Annotated in this window: 18 protein-coding genes, 1 tRNA gene and 3 rRNA genes; all 22 read right to left on the bottom strand. The window is 48.9% G+C overall.

Annotation, left to right across the window (positions count from 1 at the left end; genetic code table 11):
- Window positions 1-182 precede the first annotated feature (182 nt).
- The gene (locus tag MKX74_RS00455; RefSeq protein WP_341177166.1) at window positions 183-1,259 is read right to left on the bottom strand and encodes a hypothetical protein; all 1,077 of its coding nucleotides are present in this window, start codon (window positions 1,257-1,259) and stop codon (window positions 183-185) included.
- Between the two features lie 324 nt (window positions 1,260-1,583).
- Window positions 1,584-1,736 (bottom strand): small acid-soluble spore protein P, encoded by a 153-nt coding sequence (locus MKX74_RS00450; protein ID WP_018888123.1) that lies wholly within the window; start codon window positions 1,734-1,736, stop codon window positions 1,584-1,586.
- Window positions 1,737-1,900: 164 nt separating this feature from the next.
- Window positions 1,901-2,116, bottom strand: a complete 216-nt coding sequence (locus tag MKX74_RS00445; protein ID WP_341180681.1) for a hypothetical protein — start codon at window positions 2,114-2,116, stop codon at window positions 1,901-1,903.
- A gap of 124 nt (window positions 2,117-2,240) precedes the next feature.
- Window positions 2,241-2,582 (bottom strand): hypothetical protein, encoded by a 342-nt coding sequence (locus tag MKX74_RS00440; RefSeq protein ID WP_018888125.1) that lies wholly within the window; start codon window positions 2,580-2,582, stop codon window positions 2,241-2,243.
- Window positions 2,583-2,741: 159 nt separating this feature from the next.
- The gene (locus tag MKX74_RS00435) at window positions 2,742-3,209 is read right to left on the bottom strand and encodes a DinB family protein (RefSeq protein WP_018888126.1); all 468 of its coding nucleotides are present in this window, start codon (window positions 3,207-3,209) and stop codon (window positions 2,742-2,744) included.
- A gap of 121 nt (window positions 3,210-3,330) precedes the next feature.
- Window positions 3,331-3,419: transfer RNA gene (locus MKX74_RS00430), tRNA-Ser, on the bottom strand.
- A gap of 83 nt (window positions 3,420-3,502) precedes the next feature.
- Window positions 3,503-4,783, bottom strand: a complete 1,281-nt coding sequence (gene serS / locus MKX74_RS00425) for a serine--tRNA ligase (RefSeq protein ID WP_018888127.1) — start codon at window positions 4,781-4,783, stop codon at window positions 3,503-3,505.
- 160 nt (window positions 4,784-4,943) lie between these two features.
- On the bottom strand, window positions 4,944-5,519 hold the full coding sequence (pdxT, locus tag MKX74_RS00420; RefSeq protein WP_018888128.1) for a pyridoxal 5'-phosphate synthase glutaminase subunit PdxT: 576 nt from the start codon (window positions 5,517-5,519) through the stop codon (window positions 4,944-4,946).
- Between the two features lie 13 nt (window positions 5,520-5,532).
- Window positions 5,533-6,414 (bottom strand): pyridoxal 5'-phosphate synthase lyase subunit PdxS, encoded by an 882-nt coding sequence (gene pdxS / locus MKX74_RS00415; protein WP_018888129.1) that lies wholly within the window; start codon window positions 6,412-6,414, stop codon window positions 5,533-5,535.
- A 157-nt stretch (window positions 6,415-6,571) separates the two neighbouring features.
- Complete coding sequence (locus tag MKX74_RS00410) at window positions 6,572-7,957, bottom strand: D-alanyl-D-alanine carboxypeptidase family protein (protein WP_341180494.1); 1,386 nt, start codon at window positions 7,955-7,957, stop codon at window positions 6,572-6,574.
- A gap of 360 nt (window positions 7,958-8,317) precedes the next feature.
- Window positions 8,318-9,775: an IMP dehydrogenase gene (guaB, locus tag MKX74_RS00405; RefSeq protein WP_018888131.1), complete on the bottom strand. Its 1,458-nt coding sequence runs from the start codon at window positions 9,773-9,775 to the stop codon at window positions 8,318-8,320.
- Window positions 9,776-10,113: 338 nt separating this feature from the next.
- The gene (locus MKX74_RS00400) at window positions 10,114-12,222 is read right to left on the bottom strand and encodes a methyl-accepting chemotaxis protein (protein WP_341177165.1); all 2,109 of its coding nucleotides are present in this window, start codon (window positions 12,220-12,222) and stop codon (window positions 10,114-10,116) included.
- Window positions 12,223-12,482: 260 nt separating this feature from the next.
- Window positions 12,483-12,599 (bottom strand): 5S ribosomal RNA (rrf, locus tag MKX74_RS00395).
- A 133-nt stretch (window positions 12,600-12,732) separates the two neighbouring features.
- A 23S ribosomal RNA gene (locus tag MKX74_RS00390) occupies window positions 12,733-15,655 on the bottom strand.
- A 347-nt stretch (window positions 15,656-16,002) separates the two neighbouring features.
- Window positions 16,003-17,554, bottom strand: a 16S ribosomal RNA gene (locus tag MKX74_RS00385).
- The 16S, 23S and 5S rRNA genes sit together here, the layout of an rRNA operon.
- Before the next feature lie 578 nt (window positions 17,555-18,132).
- Window positions 18,133-19,470: a TrkH family potassium uptake protein gene (locus MKX74_RS00380; protein WP_341180493.1), complete on the bottom strand. Its 1,338-nt coding sequence runs from the start codon at window positions 19,468-19,470 to the stop codon at window positions 18,133-18,135.
- 165 nt (window positions 19,471-19,635) lie between these two features.
- A complete protein-coding gene (gene lysS, locus MKX74_RS00375) occupies window positions 19,636-21,174 on the bottom strand; it encodes a lysine--tRNA ligase (RefSeq protein ID WP_018888012.1) in 1,539 nt (512 codons plus the stop codon).
- Window positions 21,175-21,351: 177 nt separating this feature from the next.
- Window positions 21,352-21,828, bottom strand: coding sequence for a transcription elongation factor GreA (gene greA, locus MKX74_RS00370; protein ID WP_018888013.1), 477 nt, complete (start codon window positions 21,826-21,828; stop codon window positions 21,352-21,354).
- A 192-nt stretch (window positions 21,829-22,020) separates the two neighbouring features.
- The gene (gene dusB, locus MKX74_RS00365) at window positions 22,021-23,022 is read right to left on the bottom strand and encodes a tRNA dihydrouridine synthase DusB (RefSeq protein ID WP_341180492.1); all 1,002 of its coding nucleotides are present in this window, start codon (window positions 23,020-23,022) and stop codon (window positions 22,021-22,023) included.
- A gap of 11 nt (window positions 23,023-23,033) precedes the next feature.
- On the bottom strand, window positions 23,034-23,252 hold the full coding sequence (locus MKX74_RS00360) for a helix-turn-helix domain-containing protein (RefSeq protein ID WP_026281389.1): 219 nt from the start codon (window positions 23,250-23,252) through the stop codon (window positions 23,034-23,036).
- Window positions 23,204-23,749, bottom strand: a complete 546-nt coding sequence (gene folK, locus MKX74_RS00355) for a 2-amino-4-hydroxy-6-hydroxymethyldihydropteridine diphosphokinase (RefSeq protein WP_025678977.1) — start codon at window positions 23,747-23,749, stop codon at window positions 23,204-23,206. The genes MKX74_RS00360 and folK overlap by 49 nt, the downstream gene beginning before the upstream one ends.
- A 9-nt stretch (window positions 23,750-23,758) precedes the next feature.
- On the bottom strand, window positions 23,759-24,121 hold the full coding sequence (gene folB, locus MKX74_RS00350) for a dihydroneopterin aldolase (RefSeq protein ID WP_018888017.1): 363 nt from the start codon (window positions 24,119-24,121) through the stop codon (window positions 23,759-23,761).
- Between the last annotated feature and the right edge of the window lie 62 nt (window positions 24,122-24,183).

Raw genomic sequence — 24,183 nt, 5'->3', positions numbered from 1 at the left:
TTCGCTCTTGCTTAGCATGCATTAGCATGAATTCCCTGTACACAAAAACAACGCCCGTATCATGCATATCATTGGCATGGTCGGGCGTTGCTTTTTGTTTTCAACAGATGTAAGAGGATCCTCTCAAACGCAAGAGAACTAGCTACACGATCTGTTGTCAGTTTATTATGATGAAGCTGATATTAGAAGCCTGCACCTGTTTGTTGTTGGAACTCTTCCATCGTGATTACGTCATCACCCGTTGGAATGCCAATGACGAAGGTCTGCTTCTCATTAATCTTGGAGTATTGGGATGTACCCGTGAAGGCAACCTTCACATTGCTTTGGGATTCTGCATCATTAAACTCCAGATTTGCTTTCATTTCTTGATAGATCGGCAGATCGTCGCTGTTCACCGCAGTGTTAACGTCGAACTGATTCACCTTCAGCGATTTCTTCAGCTCATCAAGCTGCTTGGTGATCTCTCCGCTATTGGCTTGGAGCTCTTCCTTGGCTTTTACAATCTCAGCTTGATCTCCTTGGAGTAGCTCTTTGTACTCTTCCTTAGCTAGAATATCGAGCACATTAGGAAGTGCCTTTGTGATGAAAATATTCAGTGTCTCTTGAACGTTATCATTAGTCACACTGAATTGCACGACTTGCTTGGCATTTACACCCTCTGGAAGAGCAGCATCCTTAGGATCAATGTCCTTGAAATAGGTATCTTGATCATACTCTGCAAGTACAGCAGTAGACAGTTCATTCACAAGCTTCTGTGCTTGGACTTGATCCACTGATCCTGCAGTGAACTCGCCACCGCTTTGCTCCGCCAGCTCCTTCAGATCCAGCTCCAGGAACTTGCCTACAACCGTCTCCGGCATTGGCAGCATCGGAATTCTTGGGATTTTCACATACATTTTATCTTGGGTTACTACCATAGGGATCGTAAGCTCTGTTGCCATATCACCCTTCAGATGAATACCTACTGTTACTTCCGTCTGTGCTGGCTCCAGCTGGTAGACGCCATTCACTGTAAGTTCAGCATCCTTCAGCATACTCATCATCATGCCAGCTGTTGGATCGTTCTCCAGCGCTGGTGAAGTGAAGGATAGGTCATTAATAGTCAATTTTGTAGCCATCTCATAGGAAGTCATTGTGCTCGTCTTCTCTACAACTGAGTTAATCAGTTCCTTCGGCTCCTGCTTTTTAGCACAGCCTACAAGTGCCAACATGAAGACCAGTAGCGCACACATTGCCAATGTTGTCCATTTTCTGTTCATGCTAAGTTCTGTCTCTCCCCTCGTATTAACCCCTCAAAAAAATAGATATGTATTTATCGATTGTTCATCAATATAACACATATCACCTTAATCATAACCTAACTAGCGAGGTATTGAAACACTTTAAAGGGAAATTGATACCTGAGACATAAGCTTTGTGTATATTAACGCATGGAACAGAAAACAACCCTGATTAGTATGTGGACTAATCAGAGTTCCTTTCGCACGCTGTTATTTTAAATAGGTCAAATTCGAAGCATAGAACACTTTCAGCTAATACTACGTCCCAGATCATTACACATGTAATCTGATTCGGTTAAGGTACTAACCTTGCGGATTCAGATGGTCGACATGGTTGCGATTTTTCACCTTTTTGGAGCCCGACAACGGCTCCTGCATGCCACCGCTTCGGTCGTCATTTCTTCTGGACTTATTGTCCTGAGCTTCCGGTACTGGTACTGCTTTGGGCTTGCTCATCCTTTATACCTCCTTATGCAAACATAGTTGAAGCACACAGATGTATTTTGTCATGGACGCCGTCTACTTGATCAGTATAGTACGTATCTGAATCTCAAGCAGATCGATGTTCTGAACTTATGAACTACTTATCCCTCTATCGGAGAGCTTGTTCATCTGTGCCTTCAGGAATGACTTGGGTTCATATCCTCAGTCTCATCATGGTTCAGAGCGTCCTGATGTCTGCGATCATTGCGATCCTGTTGAAGCTGCTGTGCGTGATGAGAATTCACACGGGTAGTATTCAGGTCCTGCACTACATTGCTCAGGTTTTTGTCCAGGCCTTGCTTGGCTTTGCTCATGCTCGCTACACATCCTTTCCATTCCATTAAATGTTCCATCGGATTGGACATCTGAAGTTCCATCAATTGGACATCCTTCGTTATTAAGAACGCTTCACTTCTTCAAGGCTTTCTTTGCACGCTACTTCCACCTCTTATACTGGTAGACGGTCGCGCATTTTAACTAGGGGTTCGTAATCTGTTGCAATGCTTGGGCGCATTGATGAATATGTCTCGTGTAATGATCAGCGAGCTCCTGAACATAATCTCCCCGCTCATCAATCGTCTGTCCATCCCGTTCAACATCGACGAGTTGGACCTGCACCTCGCGTGTATCTACGTACGTACAGGCGAAGTCCAATGAATAGCTTTGACGCCCATTAGCATCAATATGAATGCGCAGCGCTTTACCATTTGCCTCATCTGCCGCGACCAGCGAATGATCTCCTGGATGCAACAACTCAGGCAAGCGCTCTTGCCAAGCTTGAACTAACTGCTGTTGGTCTATGTTTAGTTCTTTATTCATGTTAGCACCTCCTCCGTCTTGATAAGGTGCGGCAAAGAGGCGAAATATATACATTCTCTCCTGATCCCGGCTAGAGCTGATTCTTATCCTCTTCTTGGAGACGATCAACCGGGTGAGTGACTCGAAGTAACGTCTGGTATTCCCCCTGTATGCATGGCGTTATTGTGGAGCAATTCGCGAATATAAAATATAGTCCATAGGCACCGGCTCCAACCCAACCGTACGAAGCATAGCGTTGATTTGTCCTCGGTGGTACTGACCATGCAGAGCAATATGTATTAAAATGTCACGGGTAGATGTCCTATGAGGTGTGCCATTCTGACTGGCGTATTCTACAGGCAAATCCAATGCATCCTCTGATAATGCGCCCAGCAAAGCCTGAAATCCCTCTCGGTTGGCCTTGGTTAGCTCCTCACAAGTATCCATGTCAGCCTCATGGACCCATACTGCAATTCCCTTGCTACTTTGACCCTGAAGCCTTGTCAGCCAAATGCTCTCCGCCTGGAGCACGTGTCGAAACAGAATTGCAGCTTTACTTGCCTCAGCGGGTGTGGCTACTCGCAATGCCTCAAGCAATCGCAGATTGGCCCAATCCATATGATCAAATAACTTTTGAATTGTGTGCATAACCCTTAACCTCCATCATAGAGTGATCCCCTGCAAATACAAAAAAACTACTTAAACGGCATCCTCCTCACACTCATGTATAAGGTCTCAATCCAATTCAAGTAGTTGTATTTATATAATATGGCGGAGAGGATGGGATTCGAACCCATGTGGAGTTGCCCCCTAACGGTTTTCAAGACCGCCCCGTTATGACCGCTTCGGTACCTCTCCGAGTAGGTAAAACATAATGTTGACTTCTCACAAGAGCGCAACAAAATTATTTTACCACAAGTTATTGAGAAATGCAATTATTCTTAACGTGGGGAAATGACCTGTACTCCGCCCATATAAGGCTGTAGCACTTCTGGGATGCGAACAGAGCCATCTTCCTCTTGGTAATTCTCCAGGATAGCCGCTACCGTGCGTCCTACTGCCAATCCAGAGCCGTTCAGTGTATGCAGGAACTCCGGCTTCGCCTTGGCCTCTGGCCGGAAACGAATGTTGGCACGACGTGCCTGGAAATCCTCGCAATTCGAACAAGAGGAAATCTCACGATACACACCGCTCTCAGGCAGCCACACTTCAAGATCGTAAGTCTTCGCAGAGCTGAACCCCATGTCCCCTGTGCACAGCAACAATACGCGGTATGGCAGGTTCAATAGCTGAAGTACACGTTCAGCATTTGCCGTCATTTTCTCCAACTCATCGTAAGAGGTCTCCGGGTGAACCAGCTTCAGCATCTCCACCTTATTGAACTGATGCTGACGGATTAATCCACGGGTATCACGGCCAGCTGCGCCAGCTTCAGAGCGGAAGCAAGAGCTATAGGCAACATAATGCTTAGGAAGCTCCTCTGCATCCATAATCTCTTCACGGTGATAGTTGGTTACGGGTACCTCAGCTGTAGGGATCAGATAATATTCGGTATCCCGGAGTTTGAAGAGGTCCTCTTCGAACTTGGGAAGCTGTCCTGTTCCATACAGACTGTCTTTATTGACGATATATGGTGGAAGCATCTCTTCGTAGCCATGCTCCGTGCTGTGCAGATCCATCATGAAGTTAATCAGCGCTCGCTCCAGACGTGCACCCAGCCCTTTGTAAAAGGTGAAGCGTGAACCTGTTACTTTGGCACCTGCTTCAAAATCAAGGATACCAAGCTGCTGTGCAACTTCCCAATGTGGCTTGGGAGTGAAGTCAAACACTCTAGGCTCCGCCCAACGACGAACCTCCTGATTCTCTTCTTCGGACGCGCCTACAGGAACATCTCCGCTTGGCAGGTTAGGAATCGCCATGGTAAGCTCTTCGATTTGCTCCTCCAGCTCACGGACCTGATCATCCAGCTCCTTGATGCGATCAGATACCTGACGCATTTCCAGAATTAGCTCATCTGCATTTTCCTTGTTCTTCTTGAGCTTAGCTACTTCACCAGAGACCGTATTTCGACGGTTCTTGAGCGCCTCACTCTCCTGCAGCAGCTCTCTGCGCCGCGTATCCATCTCCGGGAAACCACTAATGAGCTCCAGCGACTTGCCGCGATTCTGCAGCGCTTGTTCTACACGGCTGAAATCGTTACGCAATATTTTGACATCTAACACGAATAGCCCTCCTACACAAAAACCCTGACCCTCCAGCAGAAACATCTTCTCTGGCTAATCCTATGCCTTAATCGGCTCCAAGAGGCTTGTACCGAGTTAAGGAGTCAGAATGAAGGGTCAAGGTTGGTTTGATTGACATGCCTATGCTTTCATATGCATCTTACATACTCTGCTGCTTGACCATATCCACGAAATACTGGTGCAGCCGATAATCGTCAGTCAGCTCCGGGTGAAATGACGACGCCAGCAGATGCCCTTCACGCGCAGTAACGATTTCATCTTGGTACTCTGACAGCACCTCTACACCTTCACCTACCTGGCTAATGAGTGGAGCACGAATGAACACCGCACGTACAGGCTGCTCGATCCCCTTGATGTCCAGATCTGTCTCAAAGCTCTCGCGTTGGCGACCGAAGGCGTTACGGCTTACAGTGATGTTCATCAGTCCAAGATGTGGTTCTTCGCTTCCTTCAATGTCCTTGGCCAGTACGATTAGACCTGCACAGGTGCCGAATATCGGCCTGCCCTGCCCCGAGAATTCCCGGATCGCTTCGATAAAACCGTACTTCCGCATCAGCTTGCCAATCGTAGTGCTCTCTCCACCAGGAATGATAAGCCCAGCTATCTCACTTAATTGTTCGATCTGCTTGATGGCAATTCCTTCTGCACCTGCAGACGAAATACTCTTCAAATGCTCTGCTACAGCGCCCTGCAGCGCCAGTACTCCAATCTTCATGAACCCGCTCTCCTTACCAGCCGCGGTCCTGCATGCGGTCTTGTGGAGCTAGCTTGGAGATCTCAATGCCCTTCATTGGCGTACCCAGATTCTTGGACACTTCAGCGATCAGCTTATAGTCCGTATAATGAGTGGTCGCTTCCACGATAGCACGTGCAAATTTCTCAGGGCTGTCCGATTTGAAGATGCCGGAACCAACAAATACCCCATCAGCACCCAAATGCATCATCAACGCTGCATCCGCTGGAGTTGCTACACCACCAGCTGCAAAATTCACCACAGGCAGTTTGCCGTTCTCATGTACTTCAAACAAGAGTTCATAGGCAACACCCAGATTTTTGGCTTCGGCATACAGCTCGTCCTTGGACATATTCTGTACCTTGCGGATCTGACTATTGATGAATCTCATATGACGAACTGCTTCTACGATGTTACCAGTACCCGGCTCACCCTTTGTACGAATCATCGAGGCACCCTCACCGATCCGACGCAGTGCTTCACCCAAATCCTTCGCGCCACATACGAATGGAACAGTAAATTCTTTTTTATCAATATGAAATACCTCGTCTGCTGGCGTGAGGACTTCACTTTCGTCCAGATAGTCGACGCCCAGAGACTCAAGCACCTTTGCTTCTACATAATGCCCGATCCGCGCCTTCGCCATGACGGGAATGGTAACGACCTTCATAACCTCTTCCACAATGGTAGGATCAGCCATACGAGCTACCCCGCCAGCTGCACGGATATCAGATGGGACACGCTCCAAAGCCATAACCGCAGTGGCACCCGCAGCCTCAGCAATTTTTGCCTGCTCAGCATTCATGACGTCCATAATGACGCCACCCTTTTGCATTTCCGCCATACCTCTTTTTACACGCGATGTTCCCGTTTCCATACCTGACCTCCTGTGTTATGGTTCTACCATAGAAGAATTGTAAGCTCATGTAACCTATACATTCACTGTGCGTTAACACAATGATCTTGTGTATTATTCTAACTTGTTATTCTACTGGAATAGGATTAAAATCACAACAAAAATCCACAGTTCAAAGCTAGAAGAGATTCTTAATCCCGTCGAATAGATCCCCGAAGAAGCTTCCAATGGCACGGAACAACATTTTGAACCAACCCGCTTCCTCCACGGTAGCTGTCGTGATCAGATCCACTGTCTTTTCCTGTGCCTGCTCCATCCCATCTGTCTTATAGGAGTAGGTTACAGTTCCAACCTTGGCACCTTGTGTCAAAGGCGCAACCAACTGATCCTCAGGTGTAATATTCGTCGAAAAAGTAAGCTGCGGATTGGCCGCGTTCTTAGGAACAATGAAGCTCACAGCATCACTTGTGACGACACCAACCGTCTTCTCTTTACCTTTGGTAACAGGTACGCTCTCCACGCCTTGAACGACGGATTTTGGAGCTACCACCTGTTTGATCTCAAAGTTATTGAAGCCGTAGTCGAGTACTTTACGTGTCTCTGTAAAACGCTTCGGTTCGGTCTTAGCCCCCATAACTACACTAATGAGCGTCATTCCATCACGTACGGCTGTGCCTGCAAAACAGTATTTAGCTGCAGTTGTATGTCCCGTCTTCATACCGTTCAGGCCTTCATACGCATATTGCCTGAAGTTGCGAATGTCCTTATTAGCCTCCAGCATCCAGTTCCAGTTGATGATTGGCGCTGTATCTTTCTCTCGGAATTGATGAGACTGGATCGTTGTAAATTCGGTATAATCTGGATGATCACGTACAATATAACCAGCCAGGGTAGCCACGTCACGTGCTGTCATTACTGTCTCGCGGTCTGTGCTAGGCTGATATTTCGCAGGCATATCTTTCTTATCAAGGCCCGTTGAATTAATAAAGTATGAATTCGTCATCCCCATGCGCTGGGCTTCTTCGTTCATCATAGCCACGAAGTTCTCCTCAGAGCCTGCCACTTGCTCAGCCAAGGCAACCGTTGCATCATTTGCCGAACCGACTGCCATAGCGATATATAGATCCCGGACTGTATGTTGATCTCCTTCTGCAAGGAAGATGCGTGAACCCACACTTTTGGCAGCATTCTCACCAACGGTGACTACCGTATCCCAGCTTAGTTTCCCCTGCTTCACCTGTTCAGCTACGATATACTCCGTCATCATTTTGGTCATACTTGCCGGCGGCAAAGGCTGATCCGGATTCATGGACAGAATAACTTGTCCTGTAGTAGGCTCGATCAGGATCGCTGAGCTGAGCTCCAGATCTGGTGTCTTAATGCCGCCAAGCCCCACCAGGGCAGTCGTAGAGGCAGTCGCTGTTCCTTCAGCAGCAGCTACAAAAGCCGGGTTAAGTACATTTACAGACGGTAAAGCCACTCCATACAGGAGGTTAAGAGCTACTAGTGCAGCAGCGCTTTGTTTCGCCAGCTTGCCAGCCTTGGCACGCTTGCTCTTCTTCATGTCACGATTCACATTCAATGATTTCAATTCTTTCAACGGTTACGAACTCCTCTCATACTCAACCCTACCTATAATGCCGCATATGCCAGGTACTTCATGGGTTGTCTAAGCCAATTATGCTGTCAAAAACGCTTGATTCCATATCATTTCACTATATTATCTATGTCTGAGCTAACGCCCGTTCTTATCATTCATCATAGGTGTGTTGCATTTGTTCGCTGGCAGTAGTCGTTAGAACTCCCAGTCATGCCAACTTAATAACTTAGTACTTGTCTATTCTATCACAGGCCATACAGCAAAAAAAGACAGGCTAAGCGAATCTGCTTAACCTGTCTTTGGTGATATAGGAATTAATTCGTATTACAAGGAATAGTTAGGAGCTTCCTTCGTAATCTGTACATCATGCGGATGGCTCTCACGCAGACCAGCTCCAGTGATCCGAATGAAGTGTGTATCGTTACGCAGTGACTCAATGCTAGGTGTACCACAGTATCCCATACCTGAGCGCAAGCCGCCCAGCAGCTGATGTACTGTCTCAGACAATGGACCTTTATAGGCTACGCGGCCCTCAATTCCTTCTGGCACGAGCTTCTTGTCATCATCCTGGAAGTAACGATCCTTACTTCCTTGCTTCATAGCTCCTACAGAGCCCATACCACGGTAAACCTTGTAACGACGACCTTGGTAAATCTCAGATTCACCTGGGCTTTCCTCCGTACCTGCGAACAAGCTACCCAGCATAACTGCCGATGCGCCAGCTGCCAATGCTTTGGTAATCTCTCCAGAGTACTTGATACCGCCATCAGCGATAATTGGAATACCATACTCACGAGCTACAGTAGCACAATCGTAGATAGCTGTAATTTGAGGTACACCAATACCTGCGATTACACGCGTCGTACAGATCGATCCTGGTCCGATGCCCACTTTGACAACCGAGGCGCCAGCTTCGATCAATTCACGTGTGCCGTCTCCAGTTGCCACGTTACCTGCTACAATCGTAAGATCCGGATACGCTGCGCGAAGCTTTCTGACTGCATCAATGATGTTGATATGATGTCCGTGAGCAGAGTCTACTACGATCAAATCAACACCTGCCTTAACTAGAGCGGCAGTCCGGTCAAAGGTATCGCTGGAAATTCCTACTGCAGCACCTACAAGCAGGCGTCCTTGCGAATCTTTTGCCGCATTCGGGAACTGGATGGCCTTCTCGATATCCTTAATGGTGATAAGACCCTTAAGATTATTGTCTTCATCGACCAATGGCAGCTTCTCGATCTTATGCTTCTGGAGAATTCCTTCAGCTTCCTGCAGGGTTGTCCCTACTGGAGCAGTAACCAGGTTTTCCTTGGTCATTACATCGCTAATTTTAATAGAATAATCATGAATGAAGCGCAGATCGCGGTTCGTCAAAATCCCTACAAGCTTATTTTGCTCATTAACAATCGGTACACCGGAGATACGGAACTTGCCCATAACGACCTCAGCATCTGACACTAAGTGGTCTGGAGTCAATGAGAATGGATTCGTAATAACGCCGCTCTCGGAGCGTTTAACGCGGTCTACTTCCTCTGCCTGCTGCTCAACAGTCATATTCTTATGAATAATGCCGACGCCACCTTCTCTGGCGATAGCTATAGCTAATGCCGCCTCAGTAACGGTATCCATTCCGGCACTTAACAGCGGCATGTTCAACTTAACCTTGTCGCTTAGACGACTTGAAATATCCACCTCTTTAGGTAATACCTCAGATTTACGCGGTACCAGCAATACATCATCGAAGGTTAAGCCTTCTTTTGTAAACTTATCTTCCCACACCCGATTGTTCCTCCTTAAAAGTTCTATACTCTCACACAAATGTGTGCCTGTGACGGACATTTTGAAAGCTTCTGAAATTATATTATTGCTTATCTTAGCAAAGCAGTATAGGGGTGTCAAGGCACCATATCCTGCTGTTTGTATCTTTTACTGCAGCCTTTTCGGAACTGTGTGCGGGGGGTGGACATATGTACATGCATCAGAGTATTTGCCACGATATTTGCCGAGTATTACATAATATATAGGGGACAAAATAACACAAGCAAGTGGGCCTCCGCTAGAGAGTCATGCCACTTGCTTGTGTATATTAGTACAGCTATACAATTTAGTTATGCGGATTAGATTTTGAACCGGGTCACACTTGTCATTAATTCCTGCACCATAGAGCTAAGACTCTCCGCTGCAGAAGTAATCTCCTGCATTGAAGCCAACTGCTGCTCGGATGCCGCGGCCACTTGCTGGGAGTTGTCAGCAGCATCCTTAGCGATATGCACCAAGTGCTCGGTCGTCTGCGTTACGCTCTCTGCACTGGCAATCATCTGCTCAGCTGCCGCTGATACCTCCTGTACCTGCTCCGTGGCCTTCGCCATCTCATCCGTGATGAGAGCAAAGATACGTCCGCTCTCCTGCACACTCTGTGTACCTTGCTTGACCTCAGCCGTACTCATCCCTACCGCCGTCACAGCCTGTGCTGTCTCTGACTGCATCTCCACCATGACCGTGCGAATTTGATTAGCTGCATCCTTTGTCTGCTCAGCCAGTCTCCGTACTTCATTGGCTACTACCGCAAACCCCTTACCCTGCTCACCAGCTCGTGCCGCCTCAATACCTGCATTCAATGCCAGCATATTTGTCTGGTTGCTGATTACAGTGATTAAGTCAATAATCCCAGTAATCTCCTGAGACTTCTGCTCTAGAGAGCGCAGCGCTTCCTCGGACTGGACTACACGCTCTTGAGCTTGGAGAATTTGTGCTACAGATTGATGAATCTGAGTATTACCCTGCACCGTCTGAGTCTGAACCTCCTCCACAGCCCCAGCGACATACGAGGATGCCTCAGCTATTTTCTGAATGCCAACAGACATCTCCTGAATGGCTCGCATCATCTGACCGCTGGCCTGCTGTTGCTGTTCTGAGCCTCCGGCAACCTCCTGAATGGATTGGGTAATGGTCTCGGCAGCTTGGCCCGTCTGCTCGGCACCAGCTGTCAGCTGCTCTGAAGTAGCACCTACAGATAACGATAGATCAGATACCTGTCTGAACATGCTGCGAAGCTCGCCAGACATGGCGTTGAATCGTTCTCCCATCTCGCCAAGCTCGTCCGCCGCACGAATCTTGATGGTCTGGGTGAAGTCACCTTCTGACATTAATCTAAACTTCTCACTAAAGGCACCCAATCGGCGTGTAACCATGAATCGAATGCAAAGGTATACAATAAAAGCGGTAATAAGCAGCGAAGATAACGCTATGATAATTGACTTAAGCCGCTCACTGGTGTATTGCTGTAGAATGCTGTACTGCGGTATGACCGATTCCACATACCAGGCTTCGTTAGCAGCCTGCAGCTTTACCGGAAGAAGCACTCTCAATTCCTCGTCGCCTTTAGCATTGCTCGTATAGCCGGAATTTCTTGCGCCCTGTACGACGTCCTCCCAGAGCTGCTGCTTCTCCGGACCATCCAAATAGGTCTGTGACACTTGATCTGCGCTGTTTGAATTGGCAATATAGACTCCTGAATTGGAAATGATATTCACGTGCCCACCCATTGGCGAGTAAGCTAATGCCTCTGTCTGTAAAGAATCCAAGGAAAAGTCCACTCCGACTATTCCTACAAAGGCGCCTGACTCATCCAACATAGGCAGTACTAGCGAAGTGATTAGTACCGTTTTGTTGCCGACTTGATAGTTGTAGGGCTCAACGAGCGTAGTCTTATTCGTCTGTTTCGGCAATAAATAGTAATCACCTGCTCCCTGCTGCTCATAATCCACGAGTGGATCGACAATAATTTGGTTATCACTGCGAACAACATATGGAATAAAGCGGCCTGTAGCATCATGATAAGCATTAATATTCTTATAACGAGCATCTGCACCATCAAATTGATTCGGTTCCCATAGTGTGTATATAGCTAGAACCTTCTCATCTGCTGCCAGCATCTTCTCAAAGAGGGCCACGACCTGCTCACGCGAGTAAGTCTGATGCTCTCTCGCATCCATCAGCAAAATAGAAAGGGCTTTCAACATATTTTCGTTAGCGACTAGTTTGTTCTTAATCTGCGTTGCGAACTGTTCACCAGCAATCTCTGCCTCTAGTTCACCATTATGCATACTCAGATTTTTCACTTGTCCGAGATTGATGGTTATCCATGCTCCGAATAGTAAGGTAAGGACGAGAACAAGCGATGTAACCAGTTTAACCGTTAGTGACCATTGGCGAACCCACTTCATTGAAAGTCAACTCCTTAGAAATATTCATTAGACGACTCACAGAGGAGACAATAGTATTCCTCTGCATAAACTCTGCATATTGTACGGTTGGTTCAGGTGGTGATTGTGGGATCACACATTTCGACATATCTAATGGTTAATTCTCTTTTAAGATGATTCCTTTCTTTTTATATCGGTTGTAATTGGTTTTTGAGTATAACTTTCTAAAAAATCCAAATAACACAAAAAAACCACCACCGAAAATCGGTAGTGGTTCTTGTGCTTGGCGGCGTCCTACTCTCCCAGGACCCTTCGGTCCAAGTACCATCGGCGCTGGAGGGCTTAACGGTCGTGTTCGGGATGGGTACGTGTGGAACCCCTCCGCTATCGCCACCAAACGAGTGTTTGTGAAACAAACACGGTATGCGAAACATTTGGTACAGCACATCTGTGCGTATAAATGTTGCAGCATATGCCTCAAGGTGTTACACCCTGAAAACTGGAACCGAAACGAATCATTGCATTCTACTTTAGGATAAGCCCTCGACCGATTAGTACTGGTCAGCTCCATGCATTACTGCACTTCCACCCCCAGCCTATCTACCTCGTCGTCTTCAAGGGGTCTTACATACTGGGAAATCTCATCTTGAGGGGGGCTTCACGCTTAGATGCTTTCAGCGCTTATCCCGTCCGTACATAGCTACCCAGCGGTGCTCCTGGCGGAACAACTGGTACACCAGCGGTACGTCCATCCCGGTCCTCTCGTACTAAGGACAGCTCCTCTCAAATTTCCTACGCCCACGACAGATAGGGACCGAACTGTCTCACGACGTTCTGAACCCAGCTCGCGTACCGCTTTAATGGGCGAACAGCCCAACCCTTGGGACCTACTTCAGCCCCAGGATGCGATGAGCCGACATCGAGGTGCCAAACCTCCCCGTCGATGTGGACTCTTGGGGGAGATAAGCCTGTTATCCCCAGGGTAGCTTTTATCCGTTGAGCGATGGCCCTTCCATGCGGTACCACCGGATCACTAAGCCCGACTTTCGTCCCTGCTCGACTTGTAGGTCTCGCAGTCAAGCTCCCTTCTGCCTTTGCACTCTTCGAATGATTTCCAACCATTCTGAGGGAACCTTGGGGCGCCTCCGTTACTCTTTAGGAGGCGACCGCCCCAGTCAAACTGCCCACCTGACACTGTCCCCGTACCGGATTACGGTACCAGGTTAGAACCTAGATACGATCAGGGTGGTATCCCAAGGACGCCTCCACAGAAGCTTGCGCTCCTGCTTCTACGGCTCCCACCTATCCTGTACAGATCGTACCCAAATTCAATATCAAGCTGCAGTAAAGCTCCATGGGGTCTTTCCGTCTTGTCGCGGGTAACCTGCATCTTCACAGGTATTAAAATTTCACCGGATCTCTCGTTGAGACAGCGCCCAAGTCGTTACGCCATTCGTGCGGGTCAGAATTTACCTGACAAGGAATTTCGCTACCTTAGGACCGTTATAGTTACGGCCGCCGTTTACTGGGGCTTCGGTTCATAGCTTCGCCTTGCGGCTAACCACTCCCCTTAACCTTCCAGCACCGGGCAGGCGTCAGCCCGTATACTTCGCCTTGCGGCTTCGCACAGACCTGTGTTTTTGCTAAACAGTCGCTTGGGCCTTTTCACTGCGGCCCCCTCGGGCTATTCACCCTACCGAGGCACCCCTTCTCCCGAAGTTACGGGGTCATTTTGCCGAGTTCCTTAACGAGAGTTCTTCCGCGCGCCTTAGAATTCTCTTCTCGCCTACCTGTGTCGGTTTGCGGTACGGGCACCTTCACCTGACTAGAGGCTTTTCTTGGCAGTGTGAGATCATGACCTTCGCTACTGTAATTTTCACTCCCCATCACAGCCCAGCCTTACGATGTGCGGATTTGCCTACACATCAGCCTCACTGCTTGGACGGACATCCATCAGTCCGCGTCACTACCCTCCTGCGTCCCCCCATCGTTCATAACGGTTTACGGTGGTACAGGAATTTCGACCTGTTGTCCTTCGACTACGCCTTTCGGCCTCGCCTTAGGTCCCGACTTACCCTGAGCGGACGAGCCTTCCTCAGGAACCCTTAGGCTTTCGGCGGATCAGATTCTCACTGATCTTTTCGTTACTCATACCGGCATTCTCACTTGTATGCTGTCCAGCGCTCCTTACGGTACACCTTCAACCTGCATACAACGCTCCCCTACCCCTGATGCAAGCATCAAGCCATAGCTTCGGTGGTGTGTTTAGCCCCGTTACATTTTCGGCGCAGAGTCACTCGACCAGTGAGCTATTACGCACTCTTTCAATGGTGGCTGCTTCTAAGCCAACATCCTGGTTGTCTGTGCAACTCCACATCCTTTCCCACTTAACACACACTTGGGGACCTTAGCTGATGGTCTGGGCTGTTTCCCTTTTGACAATGGATCTTAGCACTCACTGTCTGACTCCCGGAACTAAGTCTATGGCATTCGGAGTTTGACTGAGCTTGGTAACCCTTGCGGGCCCCGCACCCAATCAGTGCTCTACCTCCACGACTCTCTTTTCCGAGGCTAGCCCTAAAGCTATTTCGGGGAGAACCAGCTATCTCCGGGTTCGATTGGAATTTCTCCGCTACCCCCACCTCATCCCCGCACTTTTCAACGTGCGTGGGTTCGGGCCTCCAGTGCGTGTTACCGCACCTTCACCCTGGACAGGGGTAGATCACCCGGTTTCGGGTCTACGTCCACGTACTAACTCGCCCTATTCAGACTCGCTTTCGCTGCGGCTCCGGCTCTTCACCTTAACCTTGCACGGGAACGTAACTCGCCGGTTCATTCTACAAAAGGCACGCCATCACCCATAGATCGGGCTCTGACTTCTTGTAAGCACACGGTTTCAGGTTCTATTTCACTCCCCTTCCGGGGTGCTTTTCACCTTTCCCTCACGGTACTGTTTCACTATCGGTCGCCAGGGAGTATTTAGCCTTGGCAGATGGTCCTGCCGGATTCATACGGGGTTTCACGTGCCCCGCACTACTCGGGATCCGTCTCGGAGGGTGTACCATTTCGATTACAGGGCTTTTACCTCTATCGCGGGCCTTTCCAGACCTCTTCATCTAGGGTACACCTTTGTAACTCCGTGTGAGACGTCCCACAACCCCAGGAAGCAAGCTTCCTGGTTTGGGCTAATCCGCGTTCGCTCGCCGCTACTGACGGAATCACTATTGTTTTCTCTTCCTCAGGGTACTTAGATGTTTCAGTTCCCCTGGTCTGCCTCTCCTTTGGCTATGTATTCACCAAAGAGTGACTACCTGTTACAGTAGCCGGGTTTCCCCATTCGGACATCCCCGGATCGAAGCTTGCTTACAGCTCCCCGAGGCATTTCGTCGTTCGCCACGTCCTTCGTCGGCTCCTGGCGCCTAGGCATCCTCCGTGTGCTCTTATTAGCTTAACCATGATTTTTGCCACAGGCAAAATATCAAACCGCTAATAACTTTCACTTGCTTACACAAGTTCAGCTAAAAGATGTTCTAAAACGCAATGTTTTCGTTTCGGTATCCAGTTTTCAAGGTGCAATGCTGTTGTGAAACAACAGCCCCTGTGTGAAATCCGGTCCATCTCGCTTGAGCGGATGAATTTCATACAGATGAGTTTGAGAGTTGAACTCTCAAAACTGAGCAACGAGTGAGCTGTTAAGAGGATTTCATACGCGCAGAGCGCAGTACCGAATTCCTCTTCTTATGATCGATGGAACATCGATCTGATTTGAATGCTTCCGTTGCAGGAAGCGATTCTCCATAGAAAGGAGGTGATCCAGCCGCACCTTCCGATACGGCTACCTTGTTACGACTTCACCCCAATCATCTACCCCACCTTCGGCGGCTGGCTCCTTGCGGTTACCCCACCGACTTCGGGTGTTGTAAACTCTCGTGGTGTGACGGGCGGTGTGTACAAGACCCGGGAACGTATTCACCGCGGCATGCTGATCCGCGATTACTAGCAATTCCGACTTCATGCAGGCGAGTTGCAGCCTGCAATCCGAACTGAGACTGGCTTTTTAGGATTGGCTCCACCTCGCGGCTTCGCTTCCCGTTGTACCAGCCATTGTAGTACGTGTGTAGCCCAGGTCATAAGGGGCATGATGATTTGACGTCATCCCCACCTTCCTCCGGTTTGTCACCGGCAGTCACCCTAGAGTGCCCACCCGAAGTGCTGGCAACTAAGGTCAAGGGTTGCGCTCGTTGCGGGACTTAACCCAACATCTCACGACACGAGCTGACGACAACCATGCACCACCTGTCTTGAATGTCCCGAAGGAAAGGACCATCTCTGATCCGGTCATTCAGATGTCAAGACCTGGTAAGGTTCTTCGCGTTGCTTCGAATTAAACCACATACTCCACTGCTTGTGCGGGTCCCCGTCAATTCCTTTGAGTTTCAGTCTTGCGACCGTACTCCCCAGGCGGAGTGCTTAATGTGTTAACTTCGGCACCAAGGGTATCGAAACCCCTAACACCTAGCACTCATCGTTTACGGCGTGGACTACCAGGGTATCTAATCCTGTTTGCTCCCCACGCTTTCGCGCCTCAGCGTCAGTTACAGCCCAGAGAGTCGCCTTCGCCACTGGTGTTCCTCCACATCTCTACGCATTTCACCGCTACACGTGGAATTCCACTCTCCTCTTCTGCACTCAAGTCATCCAGTTTCCCGTGCGATCCGGGGTTGAGCCCCGGGCTTAAACACCAGACTTAAATGACCGCCTGCGCGCGCTTTACGCCCAATAATTCCGGACAACGCTTGCCCCCTACGTATTACCGCGGCTGCTGGCACGTAGTTAGCCGGGGCTTTCTTCTCAAGTACCGTCACTCCTTAAGCAGTTACTCTTAAGGACGTTCTTCCTTGGCAACAGAGCTTTACGATCCGAAAACCTTCATCACTCACGCGGCGTTGCTCCGTCAGGCTTTCGCCCATTGCGGAAGATTCCCTACTGCTGCCTCCCGTAGGAGTCTGGGCCGTGTCTCAGTCCCAGTGTGGCCGATCACCCTCTCAGGTCGGCTACGCATCGTCGCCTTGGGGAGCCGTTACCTCTCCAACTAGCTAATGCGCCGCAGGCCCATCCTCCGGTGACAGATTGCTCCGTCTTTCCTCACTTCTCCATGCGAAGAAGTGAATTATCTGGTATTAGCTACCGTTTCCGGTAGTTATCCCAGTCCAAAGGGCAGGTTGCCTACGTGTTACTCACCCGTCCGCCGCTAACTCTCAGGAGAGCAAGCTCTCCATCAAGTCCGCTCGACTTGCATGTATTAGGCACGCCGCCAGCGTTCGTCCTGAGCCAGGATCAAACTCTCCAATAAAGTTATTGAAAAGAGCGATTGCTCATTTTGAATCTGACGAGATTTAATATCTCATTGTTTGAATCTCACTTGCGTGAAATTCGCTCACTCGTTGTTCAGTTTTCAAAGATCAACTTTGTTTTCTTCACCAAGCAACTCTCGCTCAGCAACTTTTATATCTTATCATATCCTTACCAATTTTGCAAGCATTTATTTTAATTTCTTTTGGCTGTTAACCTTGGAAACTAAATACTGCTTTGTCGCTCTGATTTCTCAGTGCTTTCTTGGCCGGAATTAGAATATACCATGTGCATTAATTTAATGCAACACTTTTTTTCAAAAAAACTGCAACCCTTTTAATTATCATGTTTAACACCGATACAGCCTCCCTCTTCAAATAACAAAAAACCGCAAGCAACAATGCAGCTTCCCGTTGTTACCACGGGCTATTGCAGTGCTTACGGCTTTGATATAGAAGAACTCGCTCATAGCGAGCCTTCCCATTACATCCTTTATCTATACCTCTATAACTTCTACTATTCAGCAGAATTACCCACCGCTTCATTCCTTGCATGTTGCTGGTCAGGTCCGACTGATCATTACCCAATAATAATTCGGCCCTCAGGATGACGATACAGCTGCTTCTCTTTACGCGGACGGAGTGCATAAGCAATCGTTAACGGCCCAATCCGGCCGACGAACATTGTAAACGCGATTAGGATCTTCCCTATATCACTCAGCTCCGCAGTTACCCCTACCGATAAACCAACCGTACCTACGGCTGAGGCTGCCTCGAACATAATTGACAGGAAAGGCTCATCCTCGATTACAAGGAGCAACATAACGACCACCATGAAGATCATGAGCGTTACCATAATAATAGTCAGAGCTCTCATCAATAGCTCCCTTGGCACACGATGACGGAAGAATACAATATCTCGGTTGCCCCGAATCATGGCATATACCGCCCCGATCATGAGCAGGAAGGTTGTGGTCTTGATTCCGCCGCCGGTAGAACCGGGTGAAGCCCCAATGAACATCAGCAAAATGAAGAAGAACTGAGTTGCCTGCCTAATCTCCGTAATATCAATGGTACTCGTACCCGATGAACGTGTGGACACGGACTGAAAGATCGAAGCATAGATCTTCTCGCTCCAGTTCAACGAGCCCAAGGTGTGAGGATTGGTGAATTCGAACACGAACAGAACTAGGGCTCCAATCCCGATCAACGCACCGGATACGGAAAGCACGAGCTTGGAATGGAGTGACAGACGCCGGGTCTTGCGATACTCGAATAGATCATTCAACACTACAAAGCCTAACCCACCCGAGATAACCAGCACCGAGGCTACCAGATTGAACAGCCAGTCTCCCGTATAGAACTGAAAGCTATTCCCGAATAAATCAAAGCCACCATTATTGAATAAGGATACTGAATGGAACAGCCCATAATATATCGCCTGACCCAATGACATCTCTGTCGCCCAACGCAGTGCAAGTATGACAGCAGCAATACCTTCAATGGTAAATGAGAAGATCATAACCTTACGGACGATCCGGACGATCCCTTCCATGCTCTCCGCATTAATGGCCTCTTTCAGCAGTAACCTGTCCCTGAGTGACAAACGCCGCCCTAGCACTAATGCAAACAGCGTAGCCATGGTCATGAACCCCAGACCGCCAATTTGCATCAACACGACGATTACGGTCTCTCCGAAGACGGTGAAGGTAGTCTCAACATCAACGACAACCAGTCCAGTCACACAAGCTGCTGAGGTCGCAGTAAAGAAGGCATCCACCCATTGGAGGGTTACTCCATCCTGGGTCGAGACAGGCAGCTTCAACAGCAATGTGCCAATAGCGATAGTTATGAGGAGCCCAAGCACCAGAATAATAGGCGGCGAGGCCCAGCGGGTAATTTTGACGGTGAGCTTCATAGCTGCCTTCTCTCCATCCATTTTTTCAAATCTACACTTCATTACATACGTTATTTAAGAAAAAAGAGGAACAGGGCATGGACACGACCTGCCTGATCCTCTTCTTTTACATATCATACGAGTTACAGTAAACATCTTTAATTATGCTACTCTACTCAGAGCTAATTATTCTACAGAACGATTACGCATATGCGGGAACAACAGCACATCGCGAATGGAAGCTGCATCCGTCAGCAGCATGACGAGTCGGTCAACACCGATGCCGAGGCCACCTGTTGGCGGCATACCGTACTCAAGCGCACGGATGAAGTCATCATCCATCTCATGAGCCTCATCATTGCCTTGCTCACGCTCCACCAGTTGCGCCTCAAAGCGCTGACGCTGATCGATTGGATCGTTCAGCTCTGTGAACGCATTAGCATGCTCACGCGCTACAATGAACAACTCGAAACGATCCGTGAAGCGAGGGTCTTCCTCGTTCTTCTTTGCAAGCGGCGAGATTTCAACAGGATGTCCTGTAATGAACGTCGGCTGAATAAGAGTCTCCTCTACGAATTGCTCGAAGAAGGCATTCAGGATATGACCAAAAGTCATATGAGGCTCTACAGCCACCTTGTGCTCCTTAGCCAGTCGATGCGCCTCTTCATTCGTCATGTGCACTCCGAAGTCCACACCCGTGACTTCTTTGACTGCATCTACCATAGAGACACGACGCCATTGCGGAGTCAGATCAATCTCACGCCCCTGGTAGCTAATGTGCTGGGAGCCCAAAACCTCTTGTGCGATGTGAGCGATCATATTCTCAGTCAGCTGCATAATGTCTTTATAGTCCGCATAGGCTTCATACAGCTCAATCATCGTGAACTCAGGATTGTGACGTGTGGAGATTCCCTCGTTACGATATACGCGACCGATCTCGTATACCTTCTCCAATCCGCCGACGATCAGACGCTTCAAATGAAGCTCAATGGCGATCCGCATGTACAGCTGCATATCCAGCGCATTGTGATGCGTAATGAAAGGCTTCGCAGCAGCCCCACCAGCAATCGAATGCAGAGTCGGTGTCTCCACCTCCAGATACCCCAGTGAATCCAGATAACGACGCATGGACTGAATGATGCGGGAACGTGTAATAAAGGTCTTCTGAACCTCAGGATTCATAATCAGGTCTACATAGCGCTGGCGATACCGCAACTCAACGTCCTTCAGACCGTGATACTTCTCAGGCAGTGGATAGAGGGACTTGGAGAGGACCTCCAGATCCTGCACCTTCACGGAAGTCTCGCCTGTCTTCGTCTTGAAGACAGTTCCCGTCACCCCGATGATATCCCCGAGATCCAGCATGGTGAACGCCTTGTACTTATGCTCAGGCACCGTATCGAGACGCACGTAGATCTGGATGCGTCCGCTCAGGTCCTGGATATGGGCGAAGCTAGCCTTACCCATTCCACGCTTGGCCATAATCCGTCCGGCAAGGCTCACTTCAATATGCTTCTCTTCCAGCTCTTCTTGTGTCAGGTCATTATACTTGGCAAGAATCTGCCCCGCTTCCTCTGTACGGACATACTTGCGCCCGAATGGGTCAATACCAAGTGCTCGTAGCTCGTCCAATTTGGCACGGCGAACCTGCAAGAGCTCACTGAGCTCTTCCCCGGTCTGCTGATTGTCCTGATTCTCCTGGTTCATGTTGTTGTCCTCTTGCATCGCTAGGTCAACTCCTTTATTTACTAGCGGTTCAGACCGCTTGTTATTCGATATGCTGTATGCCAGATCCCATCGTCCGCGGAGCTTCGTCTAATATCATCAAAGTATGTACTTCCCTGATATCATGAGAAAAAAAGCTTCCCTCAGGAAGCTTTTCGTAATTCCGAAGTTATGGTGTTACTTCTTAATATCCACAATCTTATATTGGATGACGCCTGCAGGAACAGTCACATCAACGACAGTCCCCTTTTTCTTGCCCAGAATGGCTTTACCTACCGGACTTTCGTTGGAAATCTTGTTCTGAAGTGGGTTGGATTCTGCCGTTCCCACAATCGTATATTCCATTACATCGCCAAATTCAAGGTCTTCCACAATAACTGTGGCACCGATCCCTACCGAGTCAGTATCAATCTCATCACTATTGATAATGCGTGCGTTGCGCAGCATTTTCTCCAGTGTAATAACGCGGCCTTCGATAAAAGCCTGTTCATTCTTCGCATCCTCGTACTCGGAGTTCTCACTGATGTCACCGTATCCGATGGCTACTTTGATCCGCTCCGCTACTTCGCGGCGCTTAACCGATTTCAGATTCTCAAGCTCTTCTTCCAGCTTCTTGAGACCTTCCTGTGTAAGAATGACTTCTTTATCGCTCATCAACCGATTCTCCTGTCATGGAAAAAGTTAAATGTGCAGCTCATGCACGTTTCGTAACACTATATGCCGTTCTGAGAAAATGAGAACATTCTCTGCAGATGTCTTACTTGAATTCCTCTTGTGGGCTCACCACATCAGAATTTTATACTGAAAGATTATATGGCAAGGTTTTCAAAAAGTCAATGAAGCCTATCAGGATACTTTCGCTTCTTCTTCCTCTGCCGTCTCCAGTCCTGCTACATATTGTTCCAAAATCTGAACCATCTCATCACGCTTTGTTTCCTCCATGATGATGTCCTTGACGCGTGCAGCTCCCTTGAGTCCCTTTAGATACCAGGCCATGTGCTTGCGCATCTCCCGTACAGCAACAGCCTCACCCTTGAGCGCCACGAGTCTGTCCATATGCAGAATGGCTACACGAATCTTCTCTTCTGCCGCTGGATCAGGTAGCAGCTCCCCAGTCTCAAGATATTGAATGGTACGGTAGAGCATCCACGGATTACCAAGCGCTCCACGTCCGATCATGACACCATCACAGTTCGTCTCATCCAGCATCCGGCGTGCATCCTCTGGCGTAGCGACATCACCGTTGCCAATAACCGGAATGGATACCGCCTCTTTGGCCTGTTTGATGTAGCTCCAGTCAGCCGTTCCTGTATAGAGCTGCTCACGCGTCCGTCCATGCACACTTATAGCCTGTCCACCGGCGCGCTCAACCGCGCGGGCATTCTCTACCACGTAGATATGCTCGTGATCCCAGCCGATACGCATCTTGACTGTTACGGGCTTCTGGACAGCATCCACTACCGCCGACACCATTTCATAAATTTTGTTAGGGTCCAGCAGCCAGCGTGCGCCAGCATCACACTTCGTTACCTTTGGTACAGGGCAACCCATATTGATATCTATAATATCGGCATTTGTCTCTTGATCCACAACCTTGGCTGCTTCAACCAGTGTCTCCCGATCACCGCCAAAAATCTGCAGGCTGAGCGGCTTCTCACGCTCGTCGACGAACAGCATCTCACGCGTGCGCTTGTTACCATGCATGATCGCTTTGTCGCTAACCATCTCAGCACAGACCAGCCCTGTACCGAATTCCTTTGCAATCAAGCGAAAAGCCGGGTTGCAGACGCCGGCCATCGGAGCCAGCACAACCTGATTCTTCAATTCGATTGATCCAATCTTCAGCATGTTGTCCTCTTTCACCCCTTTAGCTCATCTTCCGGATTCAGCTCCTGGCTACTAACGCCTAGAGCTGCCGCAATTTTATCAACGATCTGAGAAGTTGCCTTGCGGTTACCTCTCTCAATGGACCCAATTAATACTAAGGATAGACCTGTCTTTTCAGCTAATTGCTGCTGCGTGTATCCCTTCAGCTTCCTGAAGGCTCGGATTCGATATGCGAGACGCATGTTTTCCACAGCCGGACGCCTCCCTTACCTTCCACTATCTCTAGGGCAGTCTGTACTAGATGATGGAGCACAGGCGTGTCAGCCGCAACAACATCCGCTAATGGAACGAGGACAAAAGCCCGTTCCTCCATTCGAGGATGGGGAAGCTCTAGTTCTTCCGTCTGAATACTCTGATCCTCCATCCACAGCAAATCCAAATCCACTGTGCGAGGGCCCCAACGAATGCTACGCTCGCGTCCCAGCTGCTGCTCTACTTGCAGCATACAGGCAAGCAGTGCCTGTGGAGACAACGTGGTAGTTACTGCAATGACCATATTTAGAAAAGCGGGCTGATCCAGATACCCCACAGGATCTGTCTCGTAGATTCCAGAACAGCGCAGTAGTTGAACCTCATCGTGCGCATCCAACAATGCAATCGCAGAGCGCAGCGTCTGTTCCCGATCTCCAAGATTAGCCCCCAAAGCAATATAAGCCTCTGATGATTCAGAGGTCGGATAAGCAGTCATGTACATGTCTCACTTTCTTGTACGATACAGCTCCACCGTCACACCTTGGAAATGGATATCAAAAGGCGGATGCGGCTTCGTGACCCTGACGGTCAGTGCATTGACACTAGTATAATTGTCCAGTAGGGAAGATGCAATACGTTCCCCCAAGGCTTCAATTAATTGGAACGATTCTTTCTCTACAATCGGCTTCACTTGTTCATGCACCTCGGCATAATTGACGGTCTGATTCAGATCATCCCTCTCACCAGCTGCCCGCAGATCAAGCTCCAGCTCCAGGTCAATATAGAAGCGCTGACCAAGCTTACGCTCCTCTGCGAATACACCATGATACCCGTAATACTCCATGCCGCGGATTATGATTTTATCCATCTTAATGCCCCCTTAACTAGTTAACGACGTATGTCCAGTACCTCACTGCAGCTTCAGCTACA

This window comes from Paenibacillus sp. FSL K6-1230, assembly GCF_038002385.1.
GTDB classification, from domain to species: Bacteria; Bacillota; Bacilli; order Paenibacillales; family Paenibacillaceae; genus Paenibacillus; species Paenibacillus massiliensis.
This window is presented reverse-complemented; position numbering and strand designations above follow the sequence as displayed.

Excerpts from the sequence above, each read along its gene's own strand:
- MKX74_RS00455 (WP_341177166.1), bottom strand. The coding sequence starts at position 1,259 with ATGAACAGAAAATGGACAACATTGGCAATGTGTGCGCTACTGGTCTTC.
- MKX74_RS00400 (WP_341177165.1), bottom strand. The coding sequence starts at position 12,222 with ATGAAGTGGGTTCGCCAATGGTCACTAACGGTTAAACTGGTTACATCG.
- MKX74_RS00435 (WP_018888126.1), bottom strand. The coding sequence starts at position 3,209 with ATGCACACAATTCAAAAGTTATTTGATCATATGGATTGGGCCAATCTG.
- MKX74_RS00440 (WP_018888125.1), bottom strand. The coding sequence starts at position 2,582 with ATGAATAAAGAACTAAACATAGACCAACAGCAGTTAGTTCAAGCTTGG.
- greA (WP_018888013.1), bottom strand. The coding sequence starts at position 21,828 with ATGAGCGATAAAGAAGTCATTCTTACACAGGAAGGTCTCAAGAAGCTG.
- MKX74_RS00450 (WP_018888123.1), bottom strand. The coding sequence starts at position 1,736 with ATGAGCAAGCCCAAAGCAGTACCAGTACCGGAAGCTCAGGACAATAAG.
- MKX74_RS00410 (WP_341180494.1), bottom strand. The coding sequence starts at position 7,957 with ATGAAGAAGAGCAAGCGTGCCAAGGCTGGCAAGCTGGCGAAACAAAGC.
- MKX74_RS00445 (WP_341180681.1), bottom strand. The coding sequence starts at position 2,116 with ATGGAACATTTAATGGAATGGAAAGGATGTGTAGCGAGCATGAGCAAA.
- folK (WP_025678977.1), bottom strand. The coding sequence starts at position 23,749 with ATGACTGCTTATCCGACCTCTGAATCATCAGAGGCTTATATTGCTTTG.
- pdxT (WP_018888128.1), bottom strand. The coding sequence starts at position 5,519 with ATGAAGATTGGAGTACTGGCGCTGCAGGGCGCTGTAGCAGAGCATTTG.
- pdxS (WP_018888129.1), bottom strand. The coding sequence starts at position 6,414 with ATGGAAACGGGAACATCGCGTGTAAAAAGAGGTATGGCGGAAATGCAA.
- lysS (WP_018888012.1), bottom strand. The coding sequence starts at position 21,174 with ATGCAAGAGGACAACAACATGAACCAGGAGAATCAGGACAATCAGCAG.
- folB (WP_018888017.1), bottom strand. The coding sequence starts at position 24,121 with ATGGATAAAATCATAATCCGCGGCATGGAGTATTACGGGTATCATGGT.
- MKX74_RS00380 (WP_341180493.1), bottom strand. The coding sequence starts at position 19,470 with ATGAAGCTCACCGTCAAAATTACCCGCTGGGCCTCGCCGCCTATTATT.
- dusB (WP_341180492.1), bottom strand. The coding sequence starts at position 23,022 with ATGCTGAAGATTGGATCAATCGAATTGAAGAATCAGGTTGTGCTGGCT.